The following is a 15,225-nucleotide window of genomic DNA, read 5'->3' as shown; positions in this document are numbered from 1 at the left end:
TGGCGATACCCCCTCGACCCAGCCTCCTAGGATGGTTTAGAGGTGGTGTGCACCGGAGCAGTCTTGAGTGTGGACTGGCTATCGACGGCGCGGCCCGAGCGTCTCCAGCACGTCGGTCACGTCCGGCGCGAGCTTCGGCTTGGCGATGTAGTAGCTCAGGGTGACCTCTTCGCTAGCGTGACCGAGTTGACGTGAGGCCTCCGTGGTCCTGCCGGCATTGCCCAGGGCTGTAGCTACGGTCTTGCGGAAGGTGTGCGGGGTCGCCCAGTCCAACCCGGCTCGAGCGCGGACCTCACGCCACTGTCGGCCGACGTTGTAGGGCGAGAGCCACGTGCCGTTGCGGCTTTCAAAGACGGCATCGACGGTCGGCCGGCCACGAACGGGATGTGCCCGGTCGTTGAAGCGCCGCCACAACACATCAACCGCAAAATTCGGCAGGACCACGGTGCGGAAACCGGCGTCGGTCTTCGTCCAGTTCTGCCGCAGGAAACCCCGTCCCTTGATGAAGACAATCGTCCCGCAGATCGTCGCTGTGGGGCGGCCGTCGTCGAGATCGATGTCCTGCCAGCGCAGCGCCAGGACTTCGCCGATCCGGGCGCCGGTCGCGATCAACAGTTCGACGATGTCGGCAAGGTTGTTGTTGCGCCGGGGCCCGGTGGTGTGCCGGCGCCGCCAGCCGGCGATGGCCGCACGGATGAGCCCGAGCTCGTCCAGCGTGAGGACGCTGACCGGCTTGCGCGCCCGGGGGAGGCGTCCCACTTCGCGTACCGGGTTGGCTGCGATAGCGCCGTGCCGGACTGCCATCGCCAGCATCTGTTTCAGCACGACCTTGGCGTTGCGTGCCTGCGATGGCTTCGCCTGCGCGAGCGTCTTCAGGAACCGATCCAAGCGGCCCACGGTCAGCTCGCTGATCACCGGGTCACCAAACGCGGGCAGTACGGTCTGGCGCAGACATCCGGTGTAGCGATCGATGGTCTGCGCGACGATCCGTCCCTCGAGCTGCAGCTCCTCGAGCCACATATCAGCCAGGCTGCTCACCCGGGTCGTAGTGGTCAGCTCATGTTGGGCCCGATCTCCGAGCTTTGCGTTTAGCCTGATCTCTGCTCGTTGCCGGCTGCTCTCGTACGCCTCGACCACACGAGCCACGTCGTCGGCGTCCCTGAAGGTTGCCCACGCCCGCCACTTACCTGGCTGCTGCTCGAGATGACGGATGCGGCCCCAGCTCCCGGCAGGGATACGTGACCTTGACATCTAGGCGGAGGTGATCGTGCGTCGAGCAGCGACGTTGCGCAACGCCATCGACAGGACGTCCTCCATCTCCTGCGGAGACAGAGTGTGAGGCCCCTCATCGATGATCTGAAGGCCGAACCTTTCGGTCAGCGGGTTGAGGAAGACCTCGATCCGGATCGCCCCATGAGGTTCGTCTTTCATGATCGTCATGGCGTCAGTCTGCCGCGGCGCACGGTCTCGACGGAAATCTGCTGGACGCGTATGCGAAGCCCGTTCGGGTCATCGTTGATGATCGCTGGGCCGTCGTCTGCGAGTGATGCGGCGCTGTGCGAGCTGCTCGCGTCAGCCGTGCGCGGTGTGTACTTGCCAGCCGGGCTCCGGATGTCAGTGGTCATGCCGGCGAAGACGGCTCAAAGTTCGTAGGAGTGATGCAAGCCGCGATCTGAGTATCGCTCGCATGCCTCAGTGGCTCACTAAGTGTCCGGAGTCCTTCTCCGGCTTAGGCGGGCCGCATTCGGGCGCATGGTGTCAGCCGCGTAGCGTATGGCCTGTGGGTGAGCGGCTCGAGCCATCGCAGTGGTATGCCAGCTTGCCAAGCTTTCTGTCCTCGGCGAGCGCGTTGATCACGGACCCCTCAGGAGGATCCGTACTCGCTGTGAAACCCAACTACCGGGATCACTGGAACGTTCCCGGTGGGATCATGGAGGCCGGGGAGCCGCCGCATCTCTGTTGTGCTCGCGAAGTGGCCGAGGAGCTTGGTTTCGAGCTCAGCCTGGGGCGGTTGCTGGTGGTGGACTGGGTGCCGCCGACTGAGCTACGAAAAGCATGGTTCGGATTTCTGTTCGACGGCGGCGTGATGGATGACCCGTCTCGCATCTCGTTGCAGTCTGAAGAGCTGGAGGAGTTCGCCTTTGTGGCGCGTACGGATCTGCGGTCACGGCTGACGGCGAACACCGCAGATCGTGTCGAGGCGGCGTTGCTGGCTCGAAAGTCGGGCGGCGTGGCCTACCTGTTCAACGGGGCGGTGGTGCAGCACGCCAGTCCGAAAGTCCCCCGCCCGACTTGATCGTCTGTCCGAGGAGGTCACGCGGCTCCCAGCAGCTCGCGGGCTTCGGACTTCCAGCTCAGAACGGCTGAATGCTGGCCATGCGCGGTCAGTCCGGCCGTGTACTCGTGGATGCGGTCGCGAAGCCGCCGTGATCGCAGGTGACCCGTCGCGAGCAGCGCCGAGCGAGCGGTGTGGCACGAGTGTTCGATGTCGCCGAGGCCAGCTTGGACGCGAGCGTGCAGGATCTGATGCAGGGCACGGGCTCGGATGCTGTCGGTCGGCAAGTCCAGGGCAGCGGTGCTGTACTTGTCGGCCTCCGCAAATTGTCCGAGGTCATGGAGGCAGTGCATGGTGGACCCGGCGTGGTGGGCCAGACTGGACGCGCCGAGCCAGCTTGGTGCGCTATCGGGTATCGAACGCGCGAGGGCGGTCTCGGCGCGTCGAAGCGAGGTGCGGCACTCGCCGGCGTCGTGGGCGAGAGCGTGTCCGCGGGCCTCAGTGGTGTGAATTCTGGCGAGTAGCGCCGCAGGAGCACGGCGCGCTGACGCGGATGCTGCGCGTGCCATCTGGGCGGCTTTGGCGCCGTCGCCGAGGTAGACGAGCTGGGCGGCCATGTTGCTCATGACGTAGGCGCCAAAAGCGGTGTCTCCGGCGTGTTTGGCCAAGGCGAGTCCTTGGATGCTCAGGCGCTGGGACAGGCCTTGTTCGCCGGCGTCGAAGGCCATGTAGGAGACGGTTTCGGTCAGGACCGCAGCGGCGGCGAACAAGGCTCTGCCGACGGTGTCGCGGTAGGTGCCGTGAAGGAGGGGCGTCACCTCGTGATCGAGGTAGTCACTGAGCCAGGCGCGAGCGTAACCACCGCCGTGGCGGCGGTCGAGATCGGCGAAGTCGCTGCGGGCGGCGAGGATCCTATCGACGTCGCTCATGCCGACTCGTCGGGTTCCGGAGCGCGAGACGTTCGCGGCGGCGGGCCCGAATGCCCAGCGCCAGCCGGCTTCGGGGCCCGCGGCAGCAACAAAGGGATAGCGAATAGCTTCGCGGCGCATGGCGATGCGGTGCCAGAGGCTGGTGGCTGAGGCGGTGGTCGCGTCGGCGGTGTCGGGCAGGGCGAGATAGGCGACGCCGTCATCGAGCACATCATCAGATGTGATCACACGGTGCAGGCGCCGGGTCAGGACGGCGGCGATCAGCTGAGGCGCCGGCGGGGCGGGAACGGCACCGCGTAGCCACCGGTGGACGGAGCTGGAGTCGTAGCGCAGGTCCAGGCCGCCATGCTCGGCGCGGCGGGCCAACTGGTTGACCTGCCGGGCCAGGGCCGCATGAGAGATGTCCGCCTCGGTAATGAGCCCGGCCAGACAAGAGTTGGCGATCGGACGTTGGGTGCCGGCCACTGTCGGTCCTCCCGAGTGGACGCATAACCAGGAGTGCGCGGGCGTGTGCGCTGGGTGTTGAGGGTAGCGGATTTGGACGGTGATCGACGGCCCCCGCGTATTGAGCACAACCCCGCACAACGAAGGACAGCGACGCACCAGCCGGTACAGCTGCTCACGTCTTCCGGGCTGCCTAGGCGCCGGGCTCTGATGACAACAGGCCCCACTTACTGATGTGCGCTGTCACCAGGAGAACCGATCGTGAGGCAACCTTGCTACCTCATCCATTCGTCGCATCGCATCAGCGCGCCCACCGGCGGTGAACGGCCGTGACCGCCTTTGAAGCACGCGACTTCACGCCCGAGCGTCCAGTGATGATCGGAGAACAGTTCCGAACCGTGATCGCCCAGCCGGCAACGCTGTGCAACCTCGACTGCGACTACTGCTACCTGCCCGGCCGTAACCGGCAAACCTTGATGCCGGCCAAGGTCGCTGAGCGTCTCGCGAGCTCAATCGCCCAGCAACCGGCAGATGTACCGGTCGAAGTCGTATGGCACGGCGGCGAACCGTTGACAACACCCCTGTCCCACATGGTGAAGCTCCTGGCGCCATTTGAATTACTGCGCGCCGCCGGTCGCGTTCGCCACGTTGTCCAGACCAACGCCACCCTGATCACGCCGGCATGGATCGACCTGCTGCGCAAGTATCAAGTCCAGGTCGGTGTCTCACTCGACGGGCCAGAACCGCTAAACGCGACCCGCGTCGACCGTGCCGGGCGCTCCAGTCACGCCCGGACGCTCGCCGGGATCGATCAGCTCAAGACGGCTCACATCGCCTTCAGCGCGATCTGCGTCATCACCACGGACACCATCGCGCACCCCGACCAACTCATCCAGTATTTCGCCAACCTGGGATGCGTGTCAGTGGGATTTAACATCGAGGAACTCGAAGGGCTCAACGCCCACCGGCCCCAGGTCACCACCGCCCAAGCCGAACAGTTCTGGGCCCGACTCTGGCAGCTGCGCAGCACTTACCCCCGGCTGCATATCCGCGATCTGGACCGGCTCCGCAGCTGGCTCACATATGCGACAGGCGGCGGCAAGGACGCGGCCGGCGCCTACGATCCCATCCCCACCGTCGCAGCCACCGGCCAGGTAGTCGTGCTCTCGCCTGAACTGCTCGGCGTCACCGCGCCCCGCTACGACGACTTCATCATTGGCAACATCCTGACCGAATCCCTGCCCGCCATGATGGCCCGCCTGCCGCGCGTGGGCTACGTCCACGAGTTCGACACCGGCCTGCGCCGCTGCGCCGCCCGATGCGAGTTTTGGAGCTTCTGCCGCGGCGCCCAAGCCGGCAACAGATTCTTCGAGCATGGCCGCTTCGACACCACCGAGACCAACTACTGCCGCACCGCCTACCAGGCCGTCGCGCGCTCCGCGCTCGCTCACGTCCAAGGAGGGACACTGTGACTATCGTTCAACAGCTCACCAGCATCGACGCCTCCGTCCTCGAACGCCTCGGCCGCGGCCCCAGCGACTCGGCCCCCGCTCCCGTCGATGGCGCGAAGTTCGACAACCGCCCCACCTGGGACAACACCAAACCGCAGTTCGACAACCGGCCCAGCTGGGACAACTGGAACAACAAGAGATGAGGCTTGCGGGCGGCGGCGCCCTCGCCGCCGCCCGCTGCTTAAGGTGAACCATGCAGATCCGTGCTGTACGAGACGTGAAGGTACTTCTGCCTGGTGAAGAACCTGATGACTTACCCCGATGGGAGAAGGCTCCGCGCGCGGGCGAAGCCGTCAGTGAGGTAGTCATCACCGGCGACACTTGGGCACGCGCAACGCTAGAAGACATCTCCGTGACGCGGTCCTGGCTGACCGACGCCGACCTGTCCGGTCTGACGCTGACCTCAGCCCGGCTGGACCGCTGCGTCCTTACTAGCTGCTCTCTGGTTGGCGCACATCTCGACACCGTCGCCGTCAAAGACGTGATCTTCGAAAACTGTCGCCTCGATTACGCCACCCTGCACCAGATCAAGGCAACCGGCCCCGTCGCCTTCGTCGGCTGTTCCTTGACGGAGACCGCGCTGTCCGCCTGCGCACTGCCAACGGCCGCCTTCGATGGCTGCAAATTCACCGGCCTCGCGATTGAAAGCTGCGACCTGCGGGGGACCGATCTGCGAGGCAACGATCTCAGTGGTCTTGCCAGCGCCACCGCGCTGCGCGGTGCGATCCTCGGCGACTCGCAGCTGCCGGCACTGACACAGTTGTTCCTCGACGAACTGGCCATTACCGTCGCGCTCGAATCTCCTTGAAAGGGAGGGACGCAGTCAGGTTCGTCGTGCACCACGACGCTGCGCGATTAGACAGCTCGCCCGATAGGCCGCGACGCCGCCCGACCACACTGTGGGTCGGCATAGCGCCACACCGATGGTGCGCACGGTGAATCTTCGGTCGGCTGGTGGTGGGGAGGGGCCCGGGCCGTCAAAAGGACGGCTGGCCGGTCGTCCAACAAGAAGCGTCGACCAGAGCCTGTCCTGGGTGATGGCTCGACCTTGTCGGCTCCTCTGTGCCAAAATCAAACATGTGTTCGATAGTCGGTTGGGGTGGAGCTGCGTGCGAGGCTGGACGGGTTCCCTGCGCCGCGCTTGATGGCGGGCTATCGTCGCAGGTGGTGACGGTTGCGATGACGATGAGGGTTGTGCGTGACGATCTGGGACTGAGGTGGTGATGATGACCACTGTCAGTCTTAGCCCGGCCGCACCGTCGACTCGCCCGCTCATCCCGGGCGCTCTGGCCGCCCGCAGGAGAACGTGCGGCTTTGCACGACGCGATGTGGCCGCGCTGGCTGGGATGTCCGGCCGGGAGGTCTTCCTTTTCGAGGAAGGGCTACGCGCAGCGAGCCCGGTGCAGGCAGAGCGCTTGGCGGAGGCGGTGGGGTGTCGCCCCGATGAGTTGATCGACGTTGAGCCCGGTCGTGAGACGCTAGCGGATTTGCGATTCGCTGTTGGGCTGCGGCTCGCTGACGCAGCGACTGCGGTGAGGGCATCTCCGGTTGGCCAGGAATTGGGCGTGTCGGCAGGGGTCTTGTCCGCGCTTGAATGCGGCGAGCCGCTCGCGGGTCAGGGTTGGAACGAGCCCGAGGCGACTGGTCGGCTGGTGACTACGCTGGCCAAGGTCTACCGCGTATCGACGCGGATGGTTTTGGACGCGTGGATGCGTACCCGGCCTCAGGAGTCCGCGCCGCTGGTGGAGGCCCCCGATCGCACTGGCCACTCGAGGGCGGCGATCGCTGCATGGGCGGCGCTCAATGAACGCCAGCGCGTGTATCTGGGTGAGATCATGCGCGACGACCGGATGACGGCCACGGAGATGTGGATGCGGCGGCTGCGGCGGTTGCCCGTGCCGAAGGCCGCCGAGTGGCGTCAGCTCCCGCTGACGCTGAAAGCAGCGCCGACACGGACGGGTTACACCCGCTTGCAGGAGCGGCTACGCCGACGTGGAGTTCACGACCCGGGTACGGGCGGAACAGTTCATGCCCTGGCCCGTCGTGGCCTGGTGATCGTGACCGAGGATGTCATCGAACACCCTGCAGTCGGTGAGGTAGCCCGGGTGCTGGTGGAGATCACCCGGCGTGGGCGGGCAGCGGCGCGCGCGGGGTTGGACGAGCCCGTGCAGGTCGATCATGAGCCGCATTTGCTGTCGGAGTGGTTGTGGGGCGTTCTGGTCCGGGTCGCGGCGGCCGAGCCGGAGGGGTTGCCGGAGGACCGTCTGGCGGGACGGGCGTTGTTCTTTCTCGGTGTCGGCTATCGCCAGGCGGTCGGTGGGTCGCCGAGCCGAGGGCTGATCGAGTCGGTTCCGGTGCTCGCCGCCGGTGGTACGCATGTGGAGGAGTTCCGGTGGAAGTTGACCGAACTTGGGCAGCATCACGTGACGGCGTTCGCTGACCTTTACCGCCAGCGGTATCCCGGGGTGGACGTTAGTGGGCTTCACAACCGCGTCTGATTTCTGACACTGGGCCGGGGCGCCGCTGGGCCGGTTTTTTGTCGGAGGGTGGGTCTAACATCCGCCCTCGTGACCAATGCTGTCAATGATGACACCAGCACATTCAGTGATCTTCATGCTCGCTATCTCGTGACCAAAGCGGCCGTACACGGGGCGAAGGCCCTGACCAGCCCCGGGCAGAACCCGGAACAGCGGCTGGCGACGCTGATGGAGTGCCACGGCACCGTCATGGCTGCGCGCGGGCCCGGCAACCCGCTGCCGTTCGGGCAGTTTCGTGACGCGCTGTCGGGGGATCTGGCGCAACTGCTGCCCACAGGAGTCGACCCGGTCGACCTCCAAGGACTGTCGGTCGTCGATCAGGACGGGCAGGTCGCGGAGAACGCTTTCGACCTGGACTTCGAGCAACGGATGCTGCTGCATACGCTGCGCAGGCTCAACCGGGTGACGAGCGTGGCGGGCGGGCGGGAACTGCGCGAGGAAGTCGAGCAGGAGACGGTGTACCTGGCGTTGAGCAAGCAGGGCGTCCAATCGATCTACGAGAACGGCCGCGAGGACCTGATCCGGTACCCGGCCGGCCCTACCGCCGACCTGGCGGACCTGCGGCTGCCGCCGAGCGTGGTCGAGTTCTACCAGGACATCCCGTACGGCTCGACGCACCAGGGCTGGTGGTACGGGTGCCCGATCTGCCGGTGGCCGATGCGGCTGGTGCTGCGCAAGAGCGCCGGCACCCTGACAGGCTCGGCGCGATGCTGGCACGCCCCGCACGCGGAGATGGGTGCCTCATACCTGTTCAGCCCGGCCAAGGACTCATCCCCGGCCGTGTTGCTTCCCGAACCGCGGCCGGACCGGCTGGCAGCCCGCGAGCAGGTGCTGTTCCCCGACCTGGAGGAGATCCCCGAGCCGAGGCCGGTGGACAAGCACAAGGCTCTGGTCCGGGGCGTTTGGCGCTACACCACCGTCCCGGGCATTCCGGAGCTGGCGCTGCGTGACCAGTTGCGCAAACGCGGCCTAAAAGTGGAACTCTGGCCTTCGCTGGACGCCTACGACCTGCGCGTGACGGTCCCGGGCACGGACAAGCCCTTCAAGGTCGACGTCAAGGACTACACGTCGGCAGCAACGCTCGGCAGCCTCATCCACGCGCAGGAAGGCGACCGCGGCGGTGCCGAATGGCTCGTGGTCCCGGACTACCGGGCCGGGCAGATCCCCCTGCTATCCGAGGTGTGCGCCCGCTGGGGCATGAAGGCGATCACCGCCTCGGCTTTCGGCGAGTTCGTCTGCACCCGGGCGGGGGTGAGCTGGGCATGAGCGATCCCACTGTGCAGACCAGCGTCGTGAACGCCGCCCTGGCGCTGGCGGCCCACTACTTCCCCCGCCGTATGGCCGGGGATGCCCGCGACGCAGCCGGGTTCGCCGACGCGGCGTTCCTGCTGTCGGGCAAGTACACGGCGTGGGACCGTTGGAGCGACCTGACCCACGACGAGAAGCAGCGCATCGCCCTGCTCGGCTCGGTCGCTCCGGCCGATCTGGCCGAGCACCGAGCGTTCTCGGTCGCCGCCCGCACCGCCCTGGTCCCGCAGGATCCCGGCGAGGACGACGAACCGGGCCCGATCGCGGCTTTCGAGCTGGCCGGGGCCAACCCGTTCACGGCCGACGCCGCGTTCCCCCGGGTCGGCGGGAACCTGCTGGACTACGCCGATCGTCAGACCGCCCGGTTCCGGCGGCCCAGCGCCCGCCCGAAGCCGCCGGACTTCGCCGGCCCCGGAACGTGGATCACCCCGACGATCTACGTCAAGGACTGCGGTCAGATTTCCGGCCGGGTGAGCATCCCCCGCTACCCGCACTTCACCGAAGCGTTCGACCTCGATCGGCTGCCGCACGTCTCGACCGTCGCCCACGCGAGCGAGCTGCGAATCCCCAAGGACGAGTTGCTGGCCCTGGCCGCCGAGATCGACGAACGGTTCCCGACCGGCAAACGGTTCCTGCACACCACGCTGTCCGGGCTGTTCGAGGTGTTGCAGACTTCCGACACCGTCTCGCCGGCCGACGTGCTGACGATGTCGGCCGGCGGCCTGGAAATCTTCCACGCCCCCACCGGCACCGGCAAGAGCGTCCTGGTTCGCGTCCTGGCCAGCTGGTTCGCCTTAAACAACCTGCGTCTGACCATCGTGCAGCCCGACATCAAGGCCTGCCTGGCCATGACCTGGAACATCCAAGGCGACCTCGCCCACCTGCAGGCCAAGCCGCGCTCCTGGGACCACACGCCGAGCTGCGCGCACTTGATGTCCACCAGCAGCATGCAGGACCGGGCCGTCAAGCACGCGTCGCTGATCGACGAGGACCCCGAAGCGCCCGGCGACTGGGGTTTGCGCGGGCAACGCGACATCGACCCGCTCGCCTACGGCTGCGCACAACGGGAGTTCACCGAGGCCACGGGAGACTACCCGCCCGGCCGTGAGCCCTGCCTGTCGCTGACCCGTCAGGGCGTCGGTGCATCGGCCTGCCCGTGGATCCCGACCTGCAGCAAGTTCACCCCGGTCTACCAGGCATGCGACGCCAACGTGGTCGTCATGAACCACTTCCTGTTCCTGCAGGGCACCCTGCGGATCGGAATCAACCTCGACGGCCGCCCCGTGTACACGTTGACGGCCGCCGAGTTCGCGCTGCGCACCTGCCATGCCGTGCTCATCGACGAGGTCGACCAGTTCCAGTCGCGGGCCATCGACCGCTGCGCCAGCGACGTGAAGCTGCACTCGCGCCGGCATTGGACCTCCGCCCCGCAGGCGATGGACACCGACGCGAAGCGGCTGCCCATCGACGACGAGAACGAACTGCTGCCGTCGGTCAGCCACGTGCGGCTCATGGCCGAGTTCCTGCTGCTGAGCATCTGCCGCAACAGCCTCAAGCTGACCGTCGTCGAGGACGCGCGGGCCAAGGACCGCGTCCCCGACCAGACCAGCAGCCGCTGGCACATGGCCCGAGGCCGCGACCGTACGCTCGCTGCCCTGATGTGGCCCGATCTTGACCTCGGCGACGCCGGGATCCCCACCGAGGTCGTCGAACGGATCAACGCGCTGATGCCTGAGCGCTACCGGCAAGAGGACCGGCACGGACGCGCCAGCGGCACGCTTGAATCCGTCTGGGCCGATGTGCAACGCGGCCTGAGCGCGCTGGTAGGACCCCGGGGCGAGCTGCTGCTCGACGCTGTCAAGATCCAACTGCACGAACTGCTCAGCGAGTCGATCAGCGACGGGCACCGCCGGGCGCAGATCATCAACCTGCTGGCAACCCGCGCTGTAATGATCGAACTCGACGAGGCCCTGGCCGAGGTCCGCAGCACCGCGCAGCGTTTCCGCTCCTCCGGACTGCGCTCCGCCCAGAAGATCATCGACCAGCTGCAGAACTCGGCGATCACCGCCGTGATGCCGATCGGGATGCTCGGCCGGTCCCTGACCGGCTACCGCGTCACCGGACTCGACGACAAGGAGCGCAGCGCCGAACTGGTCGCGCAGACCATCGGCGGCGACCCGCACCTGTTCACCTCTGAACTTGGTGGGATCGTCTCGCTGAGCCTGGCCGGCGTCGAGCGGCCCGTCATGGGGCTGTCCGCGACCGCGTTCTTCCCGCAAGCGGTCCGCGAGCACGTCAACGCGCCGGTCCGCTGGTGGATGACCGACGCGCAAGCCCGCTCCATCCGCGCCCGCAAACGCCGTATCGAGTACGGCAAAGGCCACCCGCTGTTCGGCGAGCCGATCAAGGTGTCCGGGCTTCACCCCAGCCGCAAACGCGGCGCCCTGATCGAACTCGGCGACCAGCTCTACGACCGCTACATCCGCAGCGAGCTGGAAAAAGCCGTCACCAACGACCCCGACCGCGCGCATGTGCTCGTCGTGGCGAACTCCTACGACCAGTGCGCGTGGATCGCCCGCGGCATTTCCGAGTCCGGCTCCTACCGAGAAGGGCTGTGCGTAGCCGTGCACGCCGAGGATCGGCACAGCCACAACCCGGAACTGCCGCGGGAGAACCGCGCCGTACGGCTGACCAGCGAGGAATTCGAGACCTTCCCCGACCGGGGCAACATCCTGGTCGTGCCGCTATCGGTGATCGCGCGCGGGCTCAACATCGTCAAGGGCATCCGCTCCGCGGTCCGCTCGGTCTACCTCTGCGTGCGGCCGCTGGCACTGCTCAGCGAGCCGTCGGAGATGTACGCCAGCATCAACGCCGCCGGCATACGCGCCCTGCCCGCCGAGGGCAGCAGCAACCCAATCGCCGCGCTCGCCGGCGCCCGCGACGCCGCCTGGGACCGGCTTCGGCTGCTCTTGCGCTCAGCCAACCAGTTCACCTCCATGCAGAAGTCCCTGCAAGAGGAAGTCGTCGCCGGCATGATCGTCGACCTCATCCAGCTCGCCGGCCGAGCTCGCCGCGGCGGCACCGAAGCCGTCCTGCACATGGTCGACCACGCTTTCCACGAGGACACCTGGAGCGCCGACCTCGACACCATCCTGCGCCGCATCCACGCCAAATGGCCACCCGACGTGCGCGCGCAGATGAACGACCTGTACGGCGAAGCACTCAACGCGTTCCTGTCGTACGCCGGCATCGACCCCACCGAGTACCCCCTGACAGATGTCTCCCGAGAAGAGGACGAGTGACCCCCCAACGCCGTGAGCCCGGCCGCTATCTCGACACGCTCGCCTACCGCTGCACCCCCGACCTGGTCGGCGACGACGTCGTGTACCTGCGGCACCTGAGCTCCGAGACCCGATCCCTCTGGGAGAACTTCGAACGCTCCTGCAAGGACCGCTACGGCAACGAGTCCGCGCAGGCGCCGTACTCGATCGCCACCACCGTGCTCAGCGTGCTGACCGGTGGATACGTGTACTTCGAACCTAGCGGCCCGCAGCCGTTTCTGGCCTCGCGGGAGCCCATCGACGACAAGCTGCTGTGCCGGGTGTTCGCCCTCACCCACGGTTTGGCCCACGGGGTGGCGGTCCAAGACATCGATCTGCGGCAGCCACCCGCGGTCGCGCAGAGCATCGCGGAGACGCCGCAAATCGCGACCAACCTGGCCGAACACATTCAACCGAAGGCCGGTACCCAGCCGATCGCCCCGAACTGGGTGTTCCGCACCGTCGCCTGGGGACTGGCGCAGAAGCTGGCTGCCCGCCCATGGAAGGTCCGTGACGGGCTCACCATCGGGTTGCGCCCGGACGTCACCGGCGGGCTGATCGCCCTCGACGATCCGTGGGAGAGTGACCAGGGTGGCCGATACGCGCTGTCGCGGACCACCCTGAGCCTGGAGACGATGCCCAACATCGTTCACCCGGTGCTCATGGTGACCTCCAAGGTGACCCGCATCTCCGACTCGTTGATCTTTGGAAGGACCGTCCTGGCCGTCCAACCGGGAGAAAATCGGCCGGTCCTCGAGGTGGCCCTGCACGGCGGCGGTGGAGCCCGCACGATCAGCCGATACGCGCTCGAAGCGCTCGGACGCCTCGACATGGACTACTCCATCCTGAAGGCCATCGCGACCCGCTCGCAGTCCGAACAGCGGATGCGCGCCGAAGCCATCGCCGCGGCCGGGCCGGACGGCAAGCCCAAGCTGACGTTCCCCCGGGAACGCCCCGGCCAGATCTGGCCAGTGCTGGCCAAGAACAAGCAGTTCCCCATCGGGGTTGGCACCGGCATGCACCACCTGCGCGTGCTCAACACCCACGTCCTCCAGCAATTCGGCGACCAAGCCGAGCCCCTCGTCGCCCGCGCCACCACCCTGACATGGCCGCATCGCCCCACCGACCCGGAAAAAGTGTCCAAGGCCGAGATGGACCGGCGCAAAGCCGCCCGCGAGTCCGGCGAAGACATCCGGCTCCGAGCCAAGGGCTCCGCGTTCCCCGACCCCGCTTCCATAACCGCCGCGGTCAAGGCCGCCGGCTTCACCAAGCTGCGCCTGGTCTGCCTCTGGTACCGCGACGAGACCCGCCTACGGATGCTCAACACCCTCGCCAATACCTACGGCCTCGACACCAAGGGCCTCGACCCCCGCGACGGCCAAGAGATCGACCTCTACGGCGGCACCATCACCGCGGTATTCCACTTCATGGGCGATTTCCTCGCCCACGGCAGCCCGAACGGCCGCACGAAGGCGTTGAAGCCTGCGCAAGCGGCGCTCGACTCTGCCGGCGGTGTCCTGGTCGGCACCTGGTGCGAGACCCACATGCCCACCACCGAGGACGCCCCCGGCCTCAAGAAGGCCGCGTTGCAGGAGCTGGACGCCAAACCACAGACCAAGACCATCCTGGCCGCTCGCGACATCGCCAGCCAGTACCTGCTCGGCGCGAACGACAAGGGCATCATCGAGCAAAAAACGCCCGATCATCCGTGCGAGATGGCACTGCTCGACCTGTACCGCTCGCTGGGCATCATCGACGACCGCATCGCCAACGCCCTGCGGCCCGAAGCCCGGCATGCCGTCTATGGGGCCGACCGCCTCGCTCACGTCGGCTTCCACATCCGCCAGCAGAACAATCGCAAGGGCGAGAAAGGCGCACCCAAAGCCATCGTGACGGCCACCGCCCTGATCCCGCCAACTGCTTCCGGCGACGTGTGGCAACTGCACGGCTGGAGCTCGACCACGGCCCGCTGGCAGCCCTACCGCACCGCCCAGAACCAGTTCCACGCCACCGACTACCCGACGGAGAGCGGTAGTAAGAAGTCCTATCGCCAGCGCTGGGACGACCTCGGCACCGTCATCGAACAAGCCCTCGAAGACCTCGTCGAAGACCTCGACGGACGCCCCTACGTGATCACCGTCGACGAAGACAGCGCCCGGCGCATCTGGGACGGCCTGCAAAACAGCAAGCAAGGTAAACGACCCGACACCGGCAAGAGCAAATACTGGCTGCCCGGCTACAGCCTGCCCGCAGACGAACGGCCCGACGCGATCATCCGTGTCAACATCGCCGATGACCGCGTGCCCCCACCCACCGGGTACACACACCAGCTCAGCAGCCGAGACGCCACGAAGGAAGGCGAGACATCCAACGCGCTGTACAAGATCGAGACCGACTTCGGCACACCGGTCTGGCTGCTGTGCAACGTGCCCCGCAACTACGACGGCGGCAACTCGGGCCGGCTCGGCGCCAAATACACCAGGTGGGACGCGCAATGCGCCGTCATGTCCGACATCAAGGAAGAACGCCGCAAAAGCGAGATCCCCGAGCCGTGGTACTCGATGACCGCCACCGAGATCTTCCCCATCGCGCTCACCGACCGGGTCTCCCACGAAGCGCTCGCGTTCGCCACCGCCCAACTCTGTCACCAAACCATGTACTGGTCCGATCGCGCCCGCTACCCCGTCGCGTTGCACGCGGCTATCCAAATGGACAAAGACCACCCCCAGTACCGCCGAACTGCACAATCAGCCGACGAGGAAGTCGACCTCGACGACGAGGCTTGAGCCCTGATGATGGCGTGGTAACGACTGCGAATCGCGTAGGGGGCACGGCTCTTTGCTCCCTACGCGGTGCTAATTCCGCCGACAGCAGCTGTGTTTTTATGTCCCCGAGATCGGT

General features: G+C 66.7%; 11 protein-coding genes. 8 read left to right on the top strand and 3 right to left on the bottom strand.

What is annotated here, in order from left to right:
- Positions 1 to 78: 78 nt before the first annotated feature.
- Together OWR29_RS39520 and OWR29_RS39515 are read right to left on the bottom strand one after the other, a co-directional pair.
- The gene (locus tag OWR29_RS39520) at positions 79 to 1,020 is read right to left on the bottom strand and encodes a tyrosine-type recombinase/integrase (protein WP_438872714.1); all 942 of its coding nucleotides are present in this window, start codon (positions 1,018 to 1,020) and stop codon (positions 79 to 81) included.
- Between the two features lie 231 nt (positions 1,021 to 1,251).
- Positions 1,252 to 1,440 (bottom strand): hypothetical protein, encoded by a 189-nt coding sequence (locus OWR29_RS39515; RefSeq protein ID WP_267568674.1) that lies wholly within the window; start codon positions 1,438 to 1,440, stop codon positions 1,252 to 1,254.
- 340 nt (positions 1,441 to 1,780) lie between these two features.
- Here OWR29_RS39515 and OWR29_RS39510 point away from each other — a divergent pair, with 340 nt between their 5' ends.
- The gene (locus OWR29_RS39510; protein ID WP_267568673.1) at positions 1,781 to 2,296 is read left to right on the top strand and encodes an NUDIX domain-containing protein; all 516 of its coding nucleotides are present in this window, start codon (positions 1,781 to 1,783) and stop codon (positions 2,294 to 2,296) included.
- A gap of 17 nt (positions 2,297 to 2,313) precedes the next feature.
- Here the strand turns inward: OWR29_RS39510 and OWR29_RS39505 are convergent, their stop codons facing one another.
- Complete coding sequence (locus tag OWR29_RS39505; RefSeq protein ID WP_267568672.1) at positions 2,314 to 3,669, bottom strand: NsdA family TPR-like regulatory protein; 1,356 nt, start codon at positions 3,667 to 3,669, stop codon at positions 2,314 to 2,316.
- Positions 3,670 to 3,977: 308 nt separating this feature from the next.
- On the opposite strand from OWR29_RS39505, the gene amcB reads away from it, so the two are divergent.
- From amcB to OWR29_RS48095, 7 genes are all read left to right on the top strand, one after another.
- Positions 3,978 to 5,120 carry a cyclophane-forming radical SAM peptide maturase AmcB gene (gene amcB, locus OWR29_RS39500; RefSeq protein WP_324291302.1) on the top strand — a complete coding sequence of 381 codons (1,143 nt, stop codon included), beginning with the start codon at positions 3,978 to 3,980 and terminating at the stop codon, positions 5,118 to 5,120.
- Positions 5,117 to 5,302, top strand: a complete 186-nt coding sequence (gene amcA, locus OWR29_RS39495; protein WP_267568671.1) for a multiple cyclophane-containing RiPP AmcA — start codon at positions 5,117 to 5,119, stop codon at positions 5,300 to 5,302. The genes amcB and amcA overlap by 4 nt, the downstream gene beginning before the upstream one ends.
- A 50-nt stretch (positions 5,303 to 5,352) precedes the next feature.
- Positions 5,353 to 5,967, top strand: coding sequence for a pentapeptide repeat-containing protein (locus OWR29_RS39490; protein WP_267568670.1), 615 nt, complete (start codon positions 5,353 to 5,355; stop codon positions 5,965 to 5,967).
- 844 nt (positions 5,968 to 6,811) lie between these two features.
- Positions 6,812 to 7,657: a hypothetical protein gene (locus OWR29_RS39485; protein ID WP_267568669.1), complete on the top strand. Its 846-nt coding sequence runs from the start codon at positions 6,812 to 6,814 to the stop codon at positions 7,655 to 7,657.
- Between the two features lie 69 nt (positions 7,658 to 7,726).
- A complete protein-coding gene (locus OWR29_RS39480) occupies positions 7,727 to 8,962 on the top strand; it encodes a restriction endonuclease-related protein (RefSeq protein WP_267568668.1) in 1,236 nt (411 codons plus the stop codon).
- On the top strand, positions 8,959 to 12,306 hold the full coding sequence (locus OWR29_RS39475; protein WP_267568667.1) for a hypothetical protein: 3,348 nt from the start codon (positions 8,959 to 8,961) through the stop codon (positions 12,304 to 12,306). The genes OWR29_RS39480 and OWR29_RS39475 overlap by 4 nt, the downstream gene beginning before the upstream one ends.
- Positions 12,303 to 15,110 (top strand): RNaseH domain-containing protein, encoded by a 2,808-nt coding sequence (locus OWR29_RS48095; RefSeq protein ID WP_324291304.1) that lies wholly within the window; start codon positions 12,303 to 12,305, stop codon positions 15,108 to 15,110. Before OWR29_RS39475 ends, OWR29_RS48095 begins: the two co-directional genes overlap by 4 nt.
- Positions 15,111 to 15,225: the final 115 nt, after the last annotated feature.

The sequence above is a fragment of the Paractinoplanes pyxinae genome, from assembly GCF_026626335.1.
GTDB classification, from domain to species: domain Bacteria; phylum Actinomycetota; class Actinomycetes; order Mycobacteriales; family Micromonosporaceae; genus Actinoplanes; species Actinoplanes pyxinae.
The sequence above is the reverse complement of the archived record's forward strand: the minus strand, read 5'-3'. Positions and strand labels throughout refer to the sequence as shown.

Bases quoted from the DNA above. Each gene is read 5' to 3' on its own strand.
- OWR29_RS39520 (WP_438872714.1), bottom strand. From the start codon at position 1,020: ATGTGGCTCGAGGAGCTGCAGCTCGAGGGACGGATCGTCGCGCAGACC.
- OWR29_RS39515 (WP_267568674.1), bottom strand. From the start codon at position 1,440: ATGACGATCATGAAAGACGAACCTCATGGGGCGATCCGGATCGAGGTC.
- OWR29_RS39490 (WP_267568670.1), top strand. From the start codon at position 5,353: ATGCAGATCCGTGCTGTACGAGACGTGAAGGTACTTCTGCCTGGTGAA.
- OWR29_RS39475 (WP_267568667.1), top strand. From the start codon at position 8,959: ATGAGCGATCCCACTGTGCAGACCAGCGTCGTGAACGCCGCCCTGGCG.